This window comes from Bradyrhizobium sp. WD16, from assembly GCF_024181725.1.
GTDB lineage: Bacteria > Pseudomonadota > Alphaproteobacteria > Rhizobiales > Xanthobacteraceae > Bradyrhizobium_A.
Genome location: NZ_CP028908.1, coordinates 1160151 through 1176066 on the forward strand (window position 1 = coordinate 1160151; position 15916 = coordinate 1176066).

At 67.2% G+C, this 15916-nt stretch carries 18 protein-coding genes; 4 read left to right on the top strand and 14 right to left on the bottom strand.

Annotated features, from left to right (window positions below; translation table 11 throughout):
* Positions 1-13 precede the first annotated feature (13 nt).
* From phnL to phnG, 6 genes are read right to left on the bottom strand one after another with little or no spacing between them, the layout of a single operon-like run.
* The gene (gene phnL / locus DB459_RS05400) at positions 14-715 is read right to left on the bottom strand and encodes a phosphonate C-P lyase system protein PhnL (RefSeq protein WP_253711899.1); all 702 of its coding nucleotides are present in this window, start codon (positions 713-715) and stop codon (positions 14-16) included.
* A gap of 7 nt (positions 716-722) precedes the next feature.
* Complete coding sequence (phnK, locus tag DB459_RS05405) at positions 723-1511, bottom strand: phosphonate C-P lyase system protein PhnK (RefSeq protein ID WP_253711900.1); 789 nt, start codon at positions 1509-1511, stop codon at positions 723-725.
* A complete protein-coding gene (locus tag DB459_RS05410) occupies positions 1504-2382 on the bottom strand; it encodes an alpha-D-ribose 1-methylphosphonate 5-phosphate C-P-lyase PhnJ (RefSeq protein ID WP_253711901.1) in 879 nt (292 codons plus the stop codon). Before DB459_RS05410 ends, phnK begins: the two co-directional genes overlap by 8 nt.
* Positions 2379-3479 carry a carbon-phosphorus lyase complex subunit PhnI gene (locus DB459_RS05415; RefSeq protein ID WP_253711902.1) on the bottom strand — a complete coding sequence of 367 codons (1101 nt, stop codon included), beginning with the start codon at positions 3477-3479 and terminating at the stop codon, positions 2379-2381. Before DB459_RS05415 ends, DB459_RS05410 begins: the two co-directional genes overlap by 4 nt.
* 2 nt (positions 3480-3481) lie before the next feature.
* Positions 3482-4099, bottom strand: a complete 618-nt coding sequence (gene phnH, locus DB459_RS05420) for a phosphonate C-P lyase system protein PhnH (RefSeq protein ID WP_253711903.1) — start codon at positions 4097-4099, stop codon at positions 3482-3484.
* Positions 4100-4101: 2 nt separating this feature from the next.
* Positions 4102-4512: a phosphonate C-P lyase system protein PhnG gene (gene phnG, locus DB459_RS05425; RefSeq protein ID WP_253713431.1), complete on the bottom strand. Its 411-nt coding sequence runs from the start codon at positions 4510-4512 to the stop codon at positions 4102-4104.
* Between the two features lie 214 nt (positions 4513-4726).
* Between phnG and phnF the strand changes: the two genes are divergently transcribed.
* Positions 4727-5455, top strand: a complete 729-nt coding sequence (gene phnF, locus DB459_RS05430) for a phosphonate metabolism transcriptional regulator PhnF (RefSeq protein ID WP_253711904.1) — start codon at positions 4727-4729, stop codon at positions 5453-5455.
* Positions 5456-5562: 107 nt separating this feature from the next.
* Here the strand turns inward: phnF and phnE (DB459_RS05435) are convergent, their stop codons facing one another.
* The 4 genes from phnE (DB459_RS05435) to phnC all read right to left on the bottom strand — a co-directional run bounded on the left by phnE (DB459_RS05435) (position 5563) and on the right by phnC (position 9185).
* The gene (gene phnE, locus DB459_RS05435; protein ID WP_253711905.1) at positions 5563-6429 is read right to left on the bottom strand and encodes a phosphonate ABC transporter, permease protein PhnE; all 867 of its coding nucleotides are present in this window, start codon (positions 6427-6429) and stop codon (positions 5563-5565) included.
* Complete coding sequence (gene phnE, locus DB459_RS05440) at positions 6429-7310, bottom strand: phosphonate ABC transporter, permease protein PhnE (protein WP_253711906.1); 882 nt, start codon at positions 7308-7310, stop codon at positions 6429-6431. Before phnE (DB459_RS05440) ends, phnE (DB459_RS05435) begins: the two co-directional genes overlap by 1 nt.
* A gap of 61 nt (positions 7311-7371) precedes the next feature.
* Complete coding sequence (gene phnD / locus DB459_RS05445; RefSeq protein ID WP_253711907.1) at positions 7372-8310, bottom strand: phosphonate ABC transporter substrate-binding protein; 939 nt, start codon at positions 8308-8310, stop codon at positions 7372-7374.
* A gap of 71 nt (positions 8311-8381) precedes the next feature.
* Entirely contained in the window at positions 8382-9185 is an 804-nt protein-coding gene (gene phnC / locus DB459_RS05450; protein ID WP_253711908.1) for a phosphonate ABC transporter ATP-binding protein, read from the bottom strand.
* Positions 9186-9382: 197 nt separating this feature from the next.
* On the opposite strand from phnC, the gene DB459_RS05455 reads away from it, so the two are divergent.
* The 3 genes from DB459_RS05455 to DB459_RS05465 all read left to right on the top strand — a co-directional run bounded on the left by DB459_RS05455 (position 9383) and on the right by DB459_RS05465 (position 11984).
* Positions 9383-10015 (top strand): chloramphenicol acetyltransferase, encoded by a 633-nt coding sequence (locus DB459_RS05455; RefSeq protein ID WP_253711909.1) that lies wholly within the window; start codon positions 9383-9385, stop codon positions 10013-10015.
* Positions 10016-10082: 67 nt separating this feature from the next.
* Positions 10083-11267, top strand: coding sequence for an alpha-D-ribose 1-methylphosphonate 5-triphosphate diphosphatase (locus tag DB459_RS05460; protein WP_253711910.1), 1185 nt, complete (start codon positions 10083-10085; stop codon positions 11265-11267).
* Positions 11268-11276: 9 nt separating this feature from the next.
* A complete protein-coding gene (locus DB459_RS05465; protein WP_253711911.1) occupies positions 11277-11984 on the top strand; it encodes a DUF1045 domain-containing protein in 708 nt (235 codons plus the stop codon).
* A 21-nt stretch (positions 11985-12005) separates the two neighbouring features.
* Here DB459_RS05465 and DB459_RS05470 read toward each other — a convergent pair whose 3' ends face one another.
* The 4 genes from DB459_RS05470 to DB459_RS05485 form a co-directional block, all read right to left on the bottom strand.
* Entirely contained in the window at positions 12006-12350 is a 345-nt protein-coding gene (locus tag DB459_RS05470) for a cytochrome c (protein WP_253711912.1), read from the bottom strand.
* Between the two features lie 143 nt (positions 12351-12493).
* Positions 12494-13930, bottom strand: coding sequence for a bifunctional serine/threonine-protein kinase/universal stress protein (locus DB459_RS05475; protein WP_253711913.1), 1437 nt, complete (start codon positions 13928-13930; stop codon positions 12494-12496).
* A gap of 36 nt (positions 13931-13966) precedes the next feature.
* The gene (locus DB459_RS05480; RefSeq protein ID WP_253711914.1) at positions 13967-14707 is read right to left on the bottom strand and encodes a metallophosphoesterase; all 741 of its coding nucleotides are present in this window, start codon (positions 14705-14707) and stop codon (positions 13967-13969) included.
* Positions 14708-14967: 260 nt separating this feature from the next.
* Complete coding sequence (locus tag DB459_RS05485) at positions 14968-15912, bottom strand: arginase (protein WP_253711915.1); 945 nt, start codon at positions 15910-15912, stop codon at positions 14968-14970.
* Between the last annotated feature and the right edge of the window lie 4 nt (positions 15913-15916).

Genomic DNA, 15916 nt, shown 5'->3' on the forward strand with positions numbered 1-15916 from the left:
TTCAACGAACCTTTCAGGCCGCCATGGCGGCGAATGAGGTGACATCGACGAGGCGGTCGGCGATGCGCGCGCGCATCTCGTCATCATGGACGATGGCCACCATGGCGACGCCTGCACGCTTCTTCTCGTCGACCAGTTGCGCAACCACCTCGCGGTTGGCGGCATCGAGAGATGCGGTCGGCTCGTCGAGCAGCAGGATCGGCAGGTCGGAGACGAAGCCGCGCGCGATATTGACGCGCTGCTGTTCGCCGCCGGAGAAGGTCGACGGTGGCAACAGCCACAGCCGCTCGGGAATGTTGAGGCGGCTCAGCAGGGCTCCGGCTCGCTGGCGCGCGGCATCGCGTGGCGTGCCGGTGGCGACGAGCGGCTCGGCGACGACGTCGAGGGCGGCGACCCGTGGCACCGCCCGCAGAAACTGACTGACATAGCCGATGGTCCGCCGCCGCAATCCGAGCACTTGGCGCGGCTCGGCGCCGGCGATATCGATCGTCGTCCCGCCATGGCGAATGAGGATGGAGCCGACGTCGCAACGGTAGTTGCCGAAGATCATCTTCAGGATCGAGGACTTGCCCGCCCCGGACGGTCCGGACAGCACGACGCATTCGCCGCCCGCGACCTCGAAGGCGACATTGCGCACCACCGGCAGGACGATGCCGCCCTGCAGATGCATGGTGAAGCTCTTCCCGGCATCCCGGATGTCGATCATGACGCTCATCGATGTCTCACGCAGGCAGAATGGAGGAAACCAGGAGCTGAGTATAGGGCTCGTGCGGATCATCGAGCACCTGGTCCGTCAGCCCTGTTTCGATCACCTCGCCGCTCTTCATCACCATCACCCGATGCGACAGCAGCCGCGCCACCGCGAGATCATGGGTGACGACGATGGCGGCGAGACCGAGATCGGCGACGAGGCCACGCAGGAGGTCGAGCAGACGGGCCTGGACCGACACGTCGAGGCCGCCGGTCGGCTCGTCCATGAAGACGAGACGCGGCTCGGTAACGAGGTTGCGGGCGATCTGCAGACGCTGGCGCATGCCGCCCGAATAGGTCTTCGGCGTATCGTCGATGCGTCCGGGAGCGATCTCGACCCGCTCGAGCCAGGAGGTCGCAGCCTCCCGGATCCGGCCATAGTGGGCCCAGCCCACCGCCATCAGCCGTTCGCCGACATTGGCGCCGGCCGACACGCCCATGCGCAGGCCCTGCGCCGCATCCTGATGGACATAGCCCCAGTCGGTGCGGAACAGGAAACGGCGTTCGGCCTCGCCGAGCTCGGCGAGATCGCGCGTCGCGCCGTCCCGCATGCGGTAGAACACCCGGCCGCGGCTCGCAGAAAGCTGCGCCGACAGCATCTGCAGCAGCGTCGACTTGCCCGAGCCGCTCTCGCCGACGATCGCCAGCACCTCGCCCGGATAGAGCGAGAAGGAGACATCGCGGCAGGCCTGCAGCCGGCCGTAGTTCTTGCTCAACCCCTCGGCGATCAGCAGCGGCGCATCGGCCATCGTATCAATCATGGACGTGCTCCGTCGGCGCATTGGCACTGCCGTAATGACCTTCGGCCCGGCGGCTCTCGCAATAATCGGTATCCGAGCAGACGAACATCCGCCCGCCGGCATCGTCGACGACGATTTCGTCGAGATAGGAATCTTCCGCCCCGCACAGCGCGCAAGGCGCGTTGTGGCGATAGGCCTCGAACGGATGGTCATCGAAGTCGAGCGAAACCACCGTGGTGTAGGGCGGGATGGCGTAGATCCGCTTCTCGCGGCCGGCGCCGAACAGTTGCAATGCCGGACAGTTGTCCATCTTCGGATTGTCGAATTTCGGCGTCGGCGACGGATCCATCACATAGCGGTCGTCGACCTTGACCGGATAGGCATAGGCGGTGGCGATATGGCCGAAGCGAGCGATATCCTCATAGAGCTTGACGTGCATCAGCCCGTATTCGGCGAGGGCATGCATGCGCCGCGTCTCCGTCTCCCGCGGCTCCAGGAAGCGCAGCGGCTCGGGGATCGGCACCTGGTAGACCAGCACCTGATCATCGCGGAGGGGCACTTCCGGGATGCGGTGGCGGGTCTGGATCACGCTCGCCTCCACCGTGCGGGTGGTGGTGGCGACGCCTGCCGTCCTGGCGAAGAACTTGCGGATCGAGATCGCATTGGTGGTGTCGTCGGAGCCCTGGTCGATCACTTTCAGCACGTCATCGGGGCCGAGCACCGCCGCCGTGACCTGGACGCCGCCGGTGCCCCAGCCATAGGGCATCGGCATCTCGCGGCTGGCGAAGGGCACCTGATAGCCGGGAATGGCGATCGCCTTGAGGATGGCGCGGCGGATCATCCGCTTGGTCTGCTCGTCGAGATACGCGAAGTTGTAAGTCGGCGCGTTCATTCCGCGGCCTCCCGCATCAGATCTGCCGACCCCGCCGCAAACTCCTCACGCAGCTTGCGGATGAGGCCAAGCTCCGACTGGAAATCGACGTAGTGGGGCAGCTTGAGGTGCTCGACGAAGCCGGTCGCCTGCACGTTGTCCGAATGCGACAGCACGAATTCCTCGTCCTGGGCCGGCGCCGTCGCCTCCTCGCCGAGCTCCCGCGCCCGCAGCGCACGATCGACCAGCGCCATCGCCATGACCTTGCGCTCAGCCTGGCCGAAGGCGAGGCCATAGCCGCGCGTGAAGCTCGGCGGCTCGGTGGCACTGCCCGTGAACTGGTTGACCATCTGGCATTCGCTCAGTTCGATGGTACCGAGCGGCACGGCGAAGCCGACCTCCTCGGCGAAGAACTGCACCTCGACGTCGCCGAAGCGGATCTCGCCGGCGAACGGATGGTTGCGGGCATAGCCGCGCTGGGTCGAATAGCCCAGCGCCAGGAGGAAACCTTCGTCGCCGCGCGCCAGATTTTGCAGCCGCAAGTCCCGCCCGGCGGGAAAGGCCAGGGGCTCGCGGGTGAGATCGGCGACCGCGGCGCCGGGCTCGGCCTGGGGTGACGGCTCGATCAGGCCGTCGCGACCGAGAATATCCGTTGCGCGCGGCATCGGCGCCGGCTCCGCCTCGCTTTCCGCCGCCGGCTCCGGCTCTGCGCCGTCGGCGAGTTCGGGATCGAGCAGCCGGTGGGTATAGTCGAAGGTTGGCCCCAGCACCTGACCGCCGGGCATGTCCTTGAAGGTCGACGAGATGCGTCGCCGCACCTCCATGCCGGAGGTGTCCACCGGCTCGGTCGAACCGAAGCGCGGCAAGGTCGCGCGAAAGGCACGCAGCAGGAAGATCGCCTCGATCAGGTCGCCACGCGCCTGCTTGATGGCAAGGGCCGCCAGCTCACGATCGTGAAGCGATCCCTCACTCATCACCCGGTCGACAGCGAGACCAAGCTGGCCGGCGATCTGGTCGAGCGACAGTTCTGGCACCGAGGGATCGCCACGACGCGCCTGCGCCAGCAGCTTGTGGGCATTGTCGATGGCGCGCTCGCCGCCCTTGACTGCGACATACACGATCAGTCCTCCTTCGCTGTCACGCGCGTGGTGCGCGGCAGGCCGACAAGGCTGTCGTCCGCCACCAGCATGAGATCGACACCACGGGGAAACAGCCCGCGATTGGCCGCGAGCCTGGCCGGCAGGTCGGCCGGCAAGCGCGCGGTGAGCGAGGCGATACCGTCGATGCCGGGACCGCGCAGCGACAGTGCGGGCCCGTCCGCAAGGCTCGCCACCTGGATGATCAATGTCGTCGAACGATCCGGATAATCGCTGCTGCCGAGCGCGAAGCACTCGAACGGCGGCATCGCATCGGGCTCGGCGATCAGGGCGAAGGCTGCATTCGCCGGACTGGCGACGATGGCAGCACCGGTCTGGAAGCGCAGCCAGTCGGCGACCTCGCAGTTCGCCGCCATGGCGCCATCGAGCCAGATCGGAGTATCGCTGTCGAACAGCGCCCGCGCCAGCACCGCGGCGCCCCGCGTCATCGGCGCCGGCACCGCGGTTGCGGCCTCGGCGGCGAGTGCGATGGACTGCAGCCGCCCTGGCCGGGCCAGCGCCTCCATGGCAGCGCGAAATGTCGCCTGGGCATGAAGGACCTCCGGCGGATAGGCCATGGCGGCCCCTGTCGTCGGCGCCATGATCAGCCCTCCCCGCGCACCAGAGTGAAGAAATCGACCCGGGTTGCCGCGGTCTGCGCCGCGGTGCGGCGCCGACCCACGGCGATGATCGCCGCCAGCGGCGCAATCACTTCGCGCTCGATGGTTGCCGCCCGCTCGGTCTGGATCATGGCGTCGCAGAGCGCGATCAATTCGGCCTTGGCGGTGTCGCGCCCCAGCGCGTAGCCGAAACCGACGGCGCCGCCTTCGAGCCGCAACGCCACCCGGGCGACGGTCGCCTCGCCAAGGTTGAAGGGCGTGCCGTCGCCGCCGATCCGGCCGCGCACCATGACGAGACCTCGTTCGCCGGCGCGCAACCGCTGGAACGGCGGCAACTCGACGGCGGCAATGCGCTCGGCGATCGCCGCCGTGGCGGATCGTGCCAGCACGGCCATCGCCGCCTGCCGCCGCCTGGTGATGTCGTCGTCGCGTGTTTCGCCCGGTGTTGCCCTGCTTGACGTTGCCCTGCTTGACATGGGCCCTTCCAAAGTTGTCTATGTCTATAGACAACTTGATAGCGCGCATCCATGACCGTTTGGTGACACCGGGGATGATTTCACGAACAGTCGCATCCGAAAGTTGTGCCGTGCCGCCCGGCGCGAGCGCCGCATGAGCGTCCAGGACGAAACCGCCGGCGTGGCGCTGTGGCGGCGCGTCGCCGATTCCATCGAGCGCGACATCGGCGCGGGGACCTATGCCGCCGGCGAAAAGCTGCCCGGCGAGGTCGAGATCGCGGAGGCCTTCGGTGTCAATCGCCATACCGTCCGCCGCGCCCTGGCGGCGCTGGCCGAGCGCGGGCTGGTCCGCGCCGAGCGCGGCAGCGGCACCTACGTCGAGGCGCCCCGCCTCGCCTATCCGCTGCGGGCGCGCACCCGCTTCTCCGAAATCGTCGGCGCCGGCGGCCGCGAACCGCGCGGCCAGCTGATCGGCGCGACCATCGAACCGGCGGGCCGCGACCTTGCACGACGGCTCGGCGTCAAACCCGGGACGCCGCTGGCACGCATCGATTCGGTCCGCCTCGCCGACCGCACACCGATCTGCGTCAGCACCAACTGGCTCGTCGCGGAGTGCTTTCCCGACGCCGGCGCGGTCTACGAGCGATCCCGCTCGGTGACGCGGCTGCTCAGTCACTACGGCATCCGTGACTATCGCCGCTCCGCCACGAGGATCACCGCCGCCATCGCCGAGGCATCTGACGCGGTACGGCTCGAACTCGCGCTGGGGCGGCCGGTGCTAATCGTCGAGTCCGTCGATGTCGCGCCCGACGGCACGCCGCTCCTCGCGACCCGCGCCCGCTTCGCCGCCGACCGCGTCGATTTCGTGGTCGAGACCGGGTGATCACGTGACCGGGCTTGTGCCGCTCACACTGAAATCATCCAGCTCCTTACGAGCCGCCCCGGAAGAAACGTGGGGAGCATGGCGATCCGGCTCTCAGAGTTAGACTCTCACGCCACAGCACGGCGGCCGATGATGGCGAAGCGCAGCCGGCTGGAGATCCAGTCGATGACCGCGACCGCCGCCAGGATCATCAGGATCAGGAAGGACACCTTCTGCCATTCCAGCACGCGGATCTGCTCCGCGAGCTGCAGGCCGATGCCGCCGGCGCCGACGATGCCGATGATGGTTGCAGAACGGGTGTTGGATTCGATGAAGTAGAGCACCTGGCCGGCGATTACCGGAATCACCTGCGGCAGCAGGCCGAAGCGGATTTCATGCAGCGCTGTGCCGCCGCTGGCGCGGATGCCTTCGACCGGCTTGCGATCGGCAGATTCGATCGCCTCGGAAAACAGCTTGCCGAAGGCGCCGAAATCCGAAATCGCAATCGCCAGAACGCCGGCGAAAGGACCGAGGCCGACGACATTGATCCACACCAGGGCCCAGACCAGGGTGTCGATGCCGCGGATCGCATCGAAGCCGCGGCGCACCGGAAAGCGCAGGATCCAGGATGGAATGACATTGCGCGCTGCAAGCAGGCTGACCGGCAGTGCGGCGATTGCCGCCAGCGTCGTGCCGAGAATGGCGATGGAGAGCGTTTCGCCCATGGCGGCGAGATAGGTCGGAAAGGAGCTCCCCGGATTGGGCGGGATCATCAGCAGGGTGAACCAGCCGAGCTGGTGCAGGCCGGCCAGCATGCGCGCGGGCGAGAAGTCGAGATCGATAAGGCCATAGACGAACAGGATGGCCGCCGCCGCGCCCAGCGCCGGCACCGAAACCCGCGCGGCCAGCGGCCGCTCGAACACATCCGGATAACGCGCCCGCATCTCCTCGACCGATGTTCGGCCTGGCGTCGGCTGGGTTTCCGGCATGTTCATCAATGACGCTCCCCGCCGAGAAAGCGTCCGCGGACCAGCCCGGTGCCGATATCAAGGATGAAGACCGCGGCGATGATCAGGAGCAGAATGGCGCTGACGTCGGAATAGTAGAATTTGCGGATGGCGACGATCAACTCCTGACCGATGCCGCCGGCGCCGACGAAGCCCATGACCGAGGCGCCGCGGACATTGATCTCGAAACGCAGCAGCGTGTAGCTGGCGAAGCCCGCTACGACCTGGGGCAGCACTGCAAATCGCATGCAGGCGATCCAGCTCGCGCCGGTCGAGCGAATGCCTTCCAGCGGCTTGGGATCGATATTCTCGACCACGTCGGCGAACAGCTTGCCGAGCGCGCCGGCGGAATGGATCGCAATCGCCAGCACGCCGGCCATGGGCCCGAGACCGAAGGCTATGACGAAGATCAGGGCGAAGACGATGTCGGGAACGGTCCTGCAGAACTCGAGGAAGCGCCGTACGGCGAAGCGGAGCCAGCCGATCGGCGCGGTGTTGCCGGCCGCGAGGAAGTTCAGCGCCAGCGCCGCCAGCGCGCCAGCCATGGTGCCGACATAGCTGATCAGCACCGTCTCGCCGAGCAGGGCCAGCCATTTGCGCAAGCCCCAGAACCATTCCCCGAAGTCGGTCCAGGCCCGCGCGCCGCTGTCGAGGCGCAGAATGCGGTCGAAATAGCTGGTAAAGTTGCCGATCTTGGCGAGGAAAGTCGCGACATCGACGTCGGCGCCGCGGGCCGCAAGCACCAGCACGGCTAGCCCCGCCACAGCGGCCAGCGCCGCGCGACGGCGGCGCTGCGCCACGGCGCGGCGATACGCCTCGCGCAACGGCGCAAGCTGCGGTTCGGGCAAGATCGAAACGGCGGAGGTCATGGATCGAGCGGTGGGCTGGGGCGCCGGCGGCCTGGCCGTGGCGCCCCGCCGCGTGAGCGGATCAGGACGCCTTCTTCTTGCGCAGGCGGTCGACGAACTTGATCAGTTCGACGGTAGCGTCCCAATCCTTGGTGGTGGCGGGATGGAAGCCCTTCTTCTGGCCGTCCGACAAACGATCGAATGCCGCCTTATCCTTGGCCGGCGCCTCGAAGAACGCCTTGGCGATCGCCGCCTTCAGAGCTTCCGGCAGATCCGAGGAATAGGCATACGGCCCGTTGATGATCTGGGCCGACTTGTGGATGACGCGGAAATCGTCCCTCTTCATCGCCGAACCGTCGGCATTCTTCAGCATGCCCTTGGTGAGCATCTGGGCCAGGGTCGAATCGTCATCGCTGGTCCACTGGTTGGCGGCGACATCGACGGTGCCCTGACTGAGCGCCAGCAGCGCGTTCTCGTGGCTGCCGGCGAAGACGACCTTGCCGAAATAGGCGTCCGGATCGGAGATCCCCATCTTGTCGAGTTCGAAGCGCGGCACGTTGTTGCCCGAGGTCGAGTTCGGATCGACGAGGCCGAGATTCTTGCCCTTGAGCTGATCGACATTCTTGTAGGGGCTGGCCGCCTTGACGAAGAGCACCGAATAGTAGCCGGTCGAGCCGTCGGCATTGATGTCGTTGGCAAAGGCGTCGGTGTTGACGCCAGTGAGACGGGCACGGGCGAAGGACGCCGAGCCGTAGCTGGCAAGCTGGATGTTGCCGGAGCGCTGGCCTTCGATCACCGCCGCATAGTCGTTGGCGATGCGGAGGTTGACCTTGATGCCGAGCTCCTTCGACAGATAGTTGGCGAAGGGGGTCCAGCGCTCGGTCACGCCGGAGGCGTTCTCCGCCGGCACCACGGCGAAGTTGATCTCGGAGTATTTGGCTTTCCAGTCCTGCGCCGCGGCCGGCGAGGCGAGCACGGCGAGAACAGCGACACCGGCGAGAAGATGACGACGGTCGATCATGTAAAGTCTCCTGGACTGGGGTAGCAGTGAAAAATCGAGATCAAGGCCGCCCTTCGGCCGCCGTGCGGCCCTTACGCGGCGACGGTGCCGAGTTCGGGCACGGGCGCGGCGGCGGGAGCCGGGACGTCCATGACGTCGCCCGCCTCCAGATCATAGAGTTCGCGCGCGATGCGGTCGGTGAGGTCGGCCGGCATGCCATCGAACACGACGCGGCCCAGCGCCATGCCGATCAGGCGGTCGCAGTAACTGCGCGCCAGATCCAGCGAATGCAAATTGCACAGCACCGTGATGCCGAAATGCTTGTTGATGCGCAGCAGGGCATCCATGACGATCCTCGTGTTGCGGGGGTCGAGGGAAGCGATCGGCTCGTCGGCGAGTATCAAGGTGGGCTGCTGAACCAGGGCGCGGGCAATGGCGACGCGCTGCTGCTGGCCACCCGAAAGCTGATCCGCGCGCTGCGGCGCCAGGGCCGCGATGTCGAATTGCTCGAGCGCCGACAGCGCGATCGCCTTGTCGTCCTCGGGCCATAGTTGAAACAGCGAACGCCAGGACGGCACGTCGGCGAGGCGACCCATCAGCACATTGGTCAGCACGTCGAGGCGGCCCGAGAGATTGAACTGCTGGAAGATCATGGCCGAGCGGGCCCGCCAGCGCCGCAGTTCCCGGCCCTTCAGGGCGGTGACATCCGTGCCCTCGAACAAAATGCGCCCTTCGGACGGCTCGGCCAGGCGATTGATCATGCGCAGCAAGGTCGACTTGCCGGCGCCGGAGCGGCCGATCACCCCGACGAAGCTGCCGCGTTCGACCGCGAACGATGCCCCATCGACGGCGACCTTCTCGCCGTAACAACAGGTCAGCTTGTCCACGATCAGCATGCGCAACTCCGAGCCATCAAGGTCGCTCCATGGCTAACGCGGAGTTCCAACAGTTCTATGACAGTTTGGCCCGATCGGTCGAAGTGACGCAGTGAAACCGGGGACACGGACGCTTGTCACCGAACCGTCATCACGTCGTCACCGCGGCATCGGAGACAGCGGCAAGCGCAGATGCGACTTGAAGCAGGAAGGCCCGCATGACCGCCAAGATGCTGTCCGTCGTTCCCGCCGTCGACCCGTCTGCCCAGCTCACGGATGCGCGGCTTGGCGCCTATTGCGAGGTCGGTGCCCGCACCGTTCTTCATGACGTGACGATAGGCGATTACTCCTATGTGGTGAATGACAGCCAGATCACCTACACCACCATCGGCAAGTTCTGCTCGATTGCCGCGATGACGCGGATCAACCCCGGCAACCATCCCATGCACCGGGCGACCCAGGCTCATTTTACCTATCGCGCCAGTACATACTTTCCCGGCGAAGAGGATGATGCCGCATTCTTCGACTGGCGCCGCAGCCATGCGGTCACCATCGGTCACGACGTCTGGATCGGTCACGGCGCCGTGGTGCTGCCGGGGCGCCAGATCGGCACCGGAGCGGTGATCGCCGCTGCCTCCATCGTCACCAAGGACGTCCCCGCCTACACCATCGTCGCCGGCAACCCGGCGCGGATCATCCGCCGCCGCTTCAGCGAGCCGATCGCCGAGCGCCTGACTGCACTCGCCTGGTGGGACTGGAATCACGATCGCCTCCGCCGCGCCTTGCCGGACTTCCGGCAACTTGCAATCGAGGATTTCCTCGCCGTGCACGAAGCCGCGGCTCTGGCGTAACGGCCGGGCGCATGATCTAAATTGCCAATCTGCGTTGCGTATTTCGGCGCAAACCACGGGACTGACAATGAACAAGGGACTTGTCATCGAACGCGGCCGGGCGCTGATCGGCGACGAATTCGCCGAGACCACGCTCTGCACCGATCGCGCGCTGATTGCGACGGTCGGCGGCGGCACCGCCGCCGCACGGCTCGACGCCAGCGATCTTCTGGTCCTGCCGGGCATCGTCGACATCCATGGCGATGCCTTCGAACGTCAGATGATGCCGCGGCCCGGAGTCGATTTTCCGCTCGATGTCGCCCTGGCCGACAGCGATCGGCAGGCGATCGCCAACGGCATCACCACAGTGTTTCACGCCACGACCTGGTCGTGGGAGCCGGGCCTGCGCAGCGGTGAGAACGCCGCGCGGCTGCTGGAAACGATCGAGCGCCAGCGGCCGCTGTTCGCGGCGGACACCCGCTTTCATCTGCGCCACGAGACCTACGATCTCGATGCCGAGCCGACCTTGCTGCGCTGGCTTGCCGAGCGGCGGATCGACCTGCTCGCCTTCAACGATCACATGGATTCGACGGTCGCCGCCCTCGACAAGCCCAACAAGCGAAACCGGATGGTCGAGCGCACGGGGCTGAGCGGCGAGGCTTTCGACGCGCTCGTCGCGACGGTCGCCGCGCGTGCGGGGGACGTTCCGGCCTCCGTCAACCGCCTTGCCGCCGCAGCGCGCGAGGCGAATGTGCGCATGCTGTCGCACGACGACGACACCCCGGCGATGCGCCAGGCCTATCGCGCCGAAGGGATTCGCATCGCCGAATTCCCGGTCAATGTCGCAACCGCGCGCGATGCCGCCGCGGCCGGCGACTTCATCGTCTTCGGCGCGCCCAATGTGGTGCGCGGTGCCAGCCATACCGGCTGGACACGTGCCGCCGACATGATCGCCCAGGGGCTCTGCTCGGTGCTGGCGTCCGACTACTACTACCCGGCGCCGCTGCTGGCGCCGTTCCGTCTCGCCGCCGACGGCGTGCGGCCACTCGCGCAGTCCTGGAAGCTGGTGTCGGAAGGGCCGGCCACCGCCGCCGGCCTCACCGACCGCGGCGTGCTTGCCGCGGGCCTCCGCGCCGATATCCTGCTGGTCGACGCGCGCGAGGCACTGCGCCCAAGAATTGTCGCCGTGATTGCCGGCGGGCGCCTCGTGCACATCACCGAGGCGGCGCGGCTGTCATCTGCGGCCGGTGCCCGGCACAGCGTCGCCGCCTGATCGAAGATCATGTCCGACTCATCCCGCCCCCGCTACGCGATCTACTTCGTCCCCGACGCCGACAGCCCGCTCTACCGGTTCGGCGCCGGCCTGCTCGGTTACGACGCCTATCGAGGGACCTCGCTGACGCTGCCCGAGACGATGACACGCGCGACGGCCGACTGGGCCGCCGTCACCGAGGAGCCGCGCAAATACGGCTTCCACGCCACGCTCAAGGCGCCGATCGCCCTGGCCGATGGCACATCGGAGGCCGGCCTGATTACTGCCTGCGAGGATTTCACCGCCGCCCGCCGTATCATTCCGACGTTCCCGGCGGTCGTACGCGCCATCGGCGATTTCATCGCGCTTGTGCCCGAGCAGCAGCCGCCCGCCCTTGCGGACCTCGCGCAGCACTGCGTCGCCGCCTTCGACCGCTTCCGCGCCGCACTGACCGACACCGACCGGGCGCGGCGCAATCCGGCACAGCTCAGTCCGCGTCAGCGCGATCATCTCGAGCGCTGGGGCTATCCTTATGTGGGCGAGGACTTCCGCTTCCACATGACCCTGACCGGCCGCCTCGAGCCCGAGCGGCAGGGGCACATCCTGGACTTGCTTCGCGACGCCTTCGCCCAGACCGGCGTCGCCGCCATCCGCGTCGACCGCATCGCCTTGTGCCGGCAGGACGCGCCCGCGGCGCCCTTCCGCGTCCAGCGCGCGTTTCCACTGGCCGCGATCTGAGCCTCACGACCCGCGCACCGACTACTTGCGCTTGAGACTGAGAATATAGGCGACGAGGTCTTCGGTATCCGTCGACGTCAGAATGATGTTGGGCATGGTGGGATGGCTGGAGGCGAGAAACACCTTCAACGACAGTTCCGTGCTCGACGGCATATTGGCGATGGCGACGAAATCGGGCGCCTTCTTGCCGGGGTTGAGTGCGCCGGGCTCGACCGCATGGCACTCCCGGCACCAGGCGGTGGCGAGGCGGTGCCCCGCTTCGACCGGCGCGACTTCGCCGGCGGCGAGGCGGACGCGGATCAGGAACACCGCGACGATGATCAGCACCACCGCCAGAACGACGTGATACGGCTTGACGCGTGACATCCGGCGGCCCTCCTGTCCGATCCTGTCCTGATTAGGATCTGGGTTGGTGCGGGCGTTGATGTGGATCAACGAGGGTGACGGCAAACGGCCGCGATCAAATTCCGCCATGACGATCCAAAATGAACTGCCCGGCCGTCCGAGCTCTACGGCAGCGCCAGCTCGATGTCGGCATCTTCCGACGTTTCGTCGCCGGCGCGCGAGGGACGGACCACGGTGACCGCACAGCCCGCCTCGGCGGCGACACGCGCCGAGACGCTGCCGAGCAGCTTGCGCATCATGCTGTTCTGCCGTGCGCCGAGCAGCACGTGGTTGACGTGGTTGGCCCTGGCGAATTCCAGGATGGCGCCGGCGGGATCCACCGCCTCGATGACATGAACCGTGAGCCGGCTGGCCTCGAGCTTGAGAGGTTCGGCCCAGTGCCGCAGCGCCACCAGACGATCGATATGCTTGTTGTGACCTGCGGCGTCGAGAGTGGTGTCGAGCGCGATGCGGTTGAGCTTCATCACGTTGATGCAAGCGAGCCGCGCCGCCGGCAATGTCGCCATGATCCGGCCCGCCATCACCCGCAGTTCATCGTTGAGCACTGCCGTGCCGGACAGATCGACCGCCACGGCAATGATCGGGGCGGCGTCGAGCTGGCTCGATACCGAGCTGCGACGCGGCCGCTTGAGGTCGTTGTTGAAGCGCCGGCGCAGCACCGCCGACCACGAATCGCGCTTGAGCCGCTCCGAGCGCGTGGTCAGCTTGACCTCGGTCGGGTGGGTGAGATCGAACGCGAGTTGGGCGGCGGTCGGATGGCGCCAGGCCGGCTCGACTTCGAGGCAGCGCAGCACGATCTCCTGCAGCCATGGCGGATAATCGGCGCGCAACGCCCGCGGCGGCTGCGGATCACGCCACAGCCGCCGGCGCATGCCGCGCAGCGTCTCGGCCTCGCCGAACGGCCGCGCCCCGGTGGTGAAGAAATAGAGCAGCACTCCGAGCGAAAACAGGTCGCTGCGCGGATCGTTGCGCACCCCGAGCAGCCGCTCCGGTGCCATATAGGGCGCCGTGCCGAAGGGCAGGCGAAATTCCTCCTGCATCAGGTCGGGAAGCTGATCGTGGCAAGCCAGGCCGAAGTCGAGCAGCACCGCCTCACCGGTCGGGCGGAACATGATGTTGCTCGGCTTGATGTCGTGATGAATGACATGCTGACGGTGCAAGTCCTGCACCGCAACCGCGATCCTGGCGCCGATGTCGACCGCCTCGCCGTAGGACAGCGGCAGGTCGGGCAGGCGCGACAGCAGCGTCTTGCCCGGGATCTGCTCGATCACCACGAAGGGCCGGGCCGAAAGATCGCCGGAAGCGATGTAGGCCGGGACATGCACGCCCGTCAGCCGGGGCAGGATCATCTGCTCCATCTCGAAGCTGACGATCGCCGCCGGATCCTCGCCCTCGCCGAATTTCGGGATCTTCATCAGCATGGACAGCGACAGGTCGGGTCGCGTCACCCGCCACAGCGAGGCCATGCCGCCGCGGTGCAGCCGCTCCTCGAGGCGGAAGCCGTCGATCACGCTGCCTGGTTCGAAGACGGGTTTCACCACGAGCATGCCCCCTGCTTCATGTCGTCGCCTCTGCAATCACCTGCCGACGAACAACCGGTCGGCGAGGCGCTCCGGCAGGCCGCGCTCCAGGATGCGCGCCGCGGCCGCCGCCACGTCGTAGGGCACGCGCCGGAATGTGATTTCGTTCGTAGCGGTATCGAGAACGGCGTAAGCCGCGGCGGGGTTGCCGTCCCGGGGCTGGCCGACGGAGCCCAGCACGGCCAGCCACTGCCGTCCCGGCGTCAGGCGGATCGGCACGTCGGCCACCGGGGTGAAAGAGGTCATCTTGCCGGTCACCGACATGGAATACAGCGCCGGCTTGTGGATATGGCCGCAGAAACTCAGTGGAACGGACGTCGCCTGCAGGCTGTGCGCGGCGACGGCGCCGTCGCTGACATAGGTCCACTGCCCCGGCCGGCTCGCCTCGGAATGAACATAGAGCCGTCCATCATCTTCATGGGTGAGCGGCAGCGCGGCGAGGAACTGGCGCTGCGCCGCGCCGAGTTCGCCCCGCGTCCACTCGATCGCCGCCGCCGCTTCGGCGTTCATCTGGACCCGCGGATTGCCGACCGCGCTATCGTGATTGCCGAGCACCGCCGGCGCGCCCCGAGCAACCAGATCCATGACGGTCTCGACGACCCATTCGGGGTCGCCGCCATAGCCGACATAATCGCCGAGCAGTACGATGCGATCGATCGCCTGGTCGCGCAGCTGGGCTAGGCAGGCCGAAAATGCCTGACGGTTTGCGTGAATGTCGGCAAGAAACGCGATACGCATGGCCTCGCCCCCGAGCCTCCCTGATCCCTTGGCGCCTTCCCGTGGCGCGGTCTCTCGGCGCACGGTCTCCTGACAGCCTTGCCGGCGCTGTGTCGCCGTGTTCCGGAGCGATCACAGCCTGTGCCGGCGACAAACGCCACCCCGGCGAAAGTCGCACCGTTGCGCCGTCCTGGCCTGGAATTGTCCGCGCCGCGATGGGCCCTTGCTATCTCTGGCGCGGCACGGTCGGCAAGAGGTTGACGAATATCAAAGGCTGCCGGTCACGAAACTGCCAGCAGGCCTTCGGCCGCGAGCACATCGGCCGCGAGCACATCGGTCGCGGCGGCGCCGAGCAGGCCTGCGATCAGATCGACCGTGAGGCGGACGGTCCGCCCCTCATCATCGAGCGGCGGGTTCAATTCGACGACATCGACGGCGCGCACCAGCCCGGAGACGCGCAGCCGTTCGAGAATCAGCAGGACAGTCGAAAGATCGATGCCGCCGGGCTCGGCGGTGCCGACCGCCGGCGCCAGGGACGGATCGAGCACATCGACGTCAAAAGAGACATGAAGAACGCCGCCGCAGGCATCGACGCGCGCCAGCAGGCTCTCCAGCGCCGCCATGGCGCCGCCTGCGGCGATGTCGGCCATGGAAGTGACCGTTATCGGCCGCGCCTCGACCAGGAGACGCTCCAGCGAATCCACCGAGCGCAGGCCAAACAACGTCAGGCGATCGGGCGCGATCGAGGCCCGGGGACCACCGGCGAGGAGATCGTCGAGCCCCGCCTCGCCGCAGAGAAAGGCGGCCGCCATGCCGTGCAGATTGCCGGTCGGGGTGATCGCCGGGGTGTTGTAATCGGCATGGGCATCGATCCACAGGACGAACAGCGGCCGGTCCATCTCGCGCCAGTAACGCGCCACGCCGTTGATCGTCCCCATCGACAGGCTGTGATCGCCGCCCAGAAACACCGGCACCGCGCCGCTGCGCGCGAGTTCGTAGGCATGCGTACTGATCGCGCAGGTCCAGGCCCTGAGCGCCGCGTAGTTGTTGACGTTCGGCGGCCTGCCTGCTCCGCAGGCCAGCGACGGCAGCACCTGGACGTCGCCGTAGTCGGCAACCTTGCAGCCGGCGGCGGCGAGGCGCTCCTTCAGGCCGGCCGCGCGCAGCGCGGCAGGGCCGAACACACAGCCGGGATGGGGAGCGCCGCTGCCGAGCGGAACTCCCAATAGC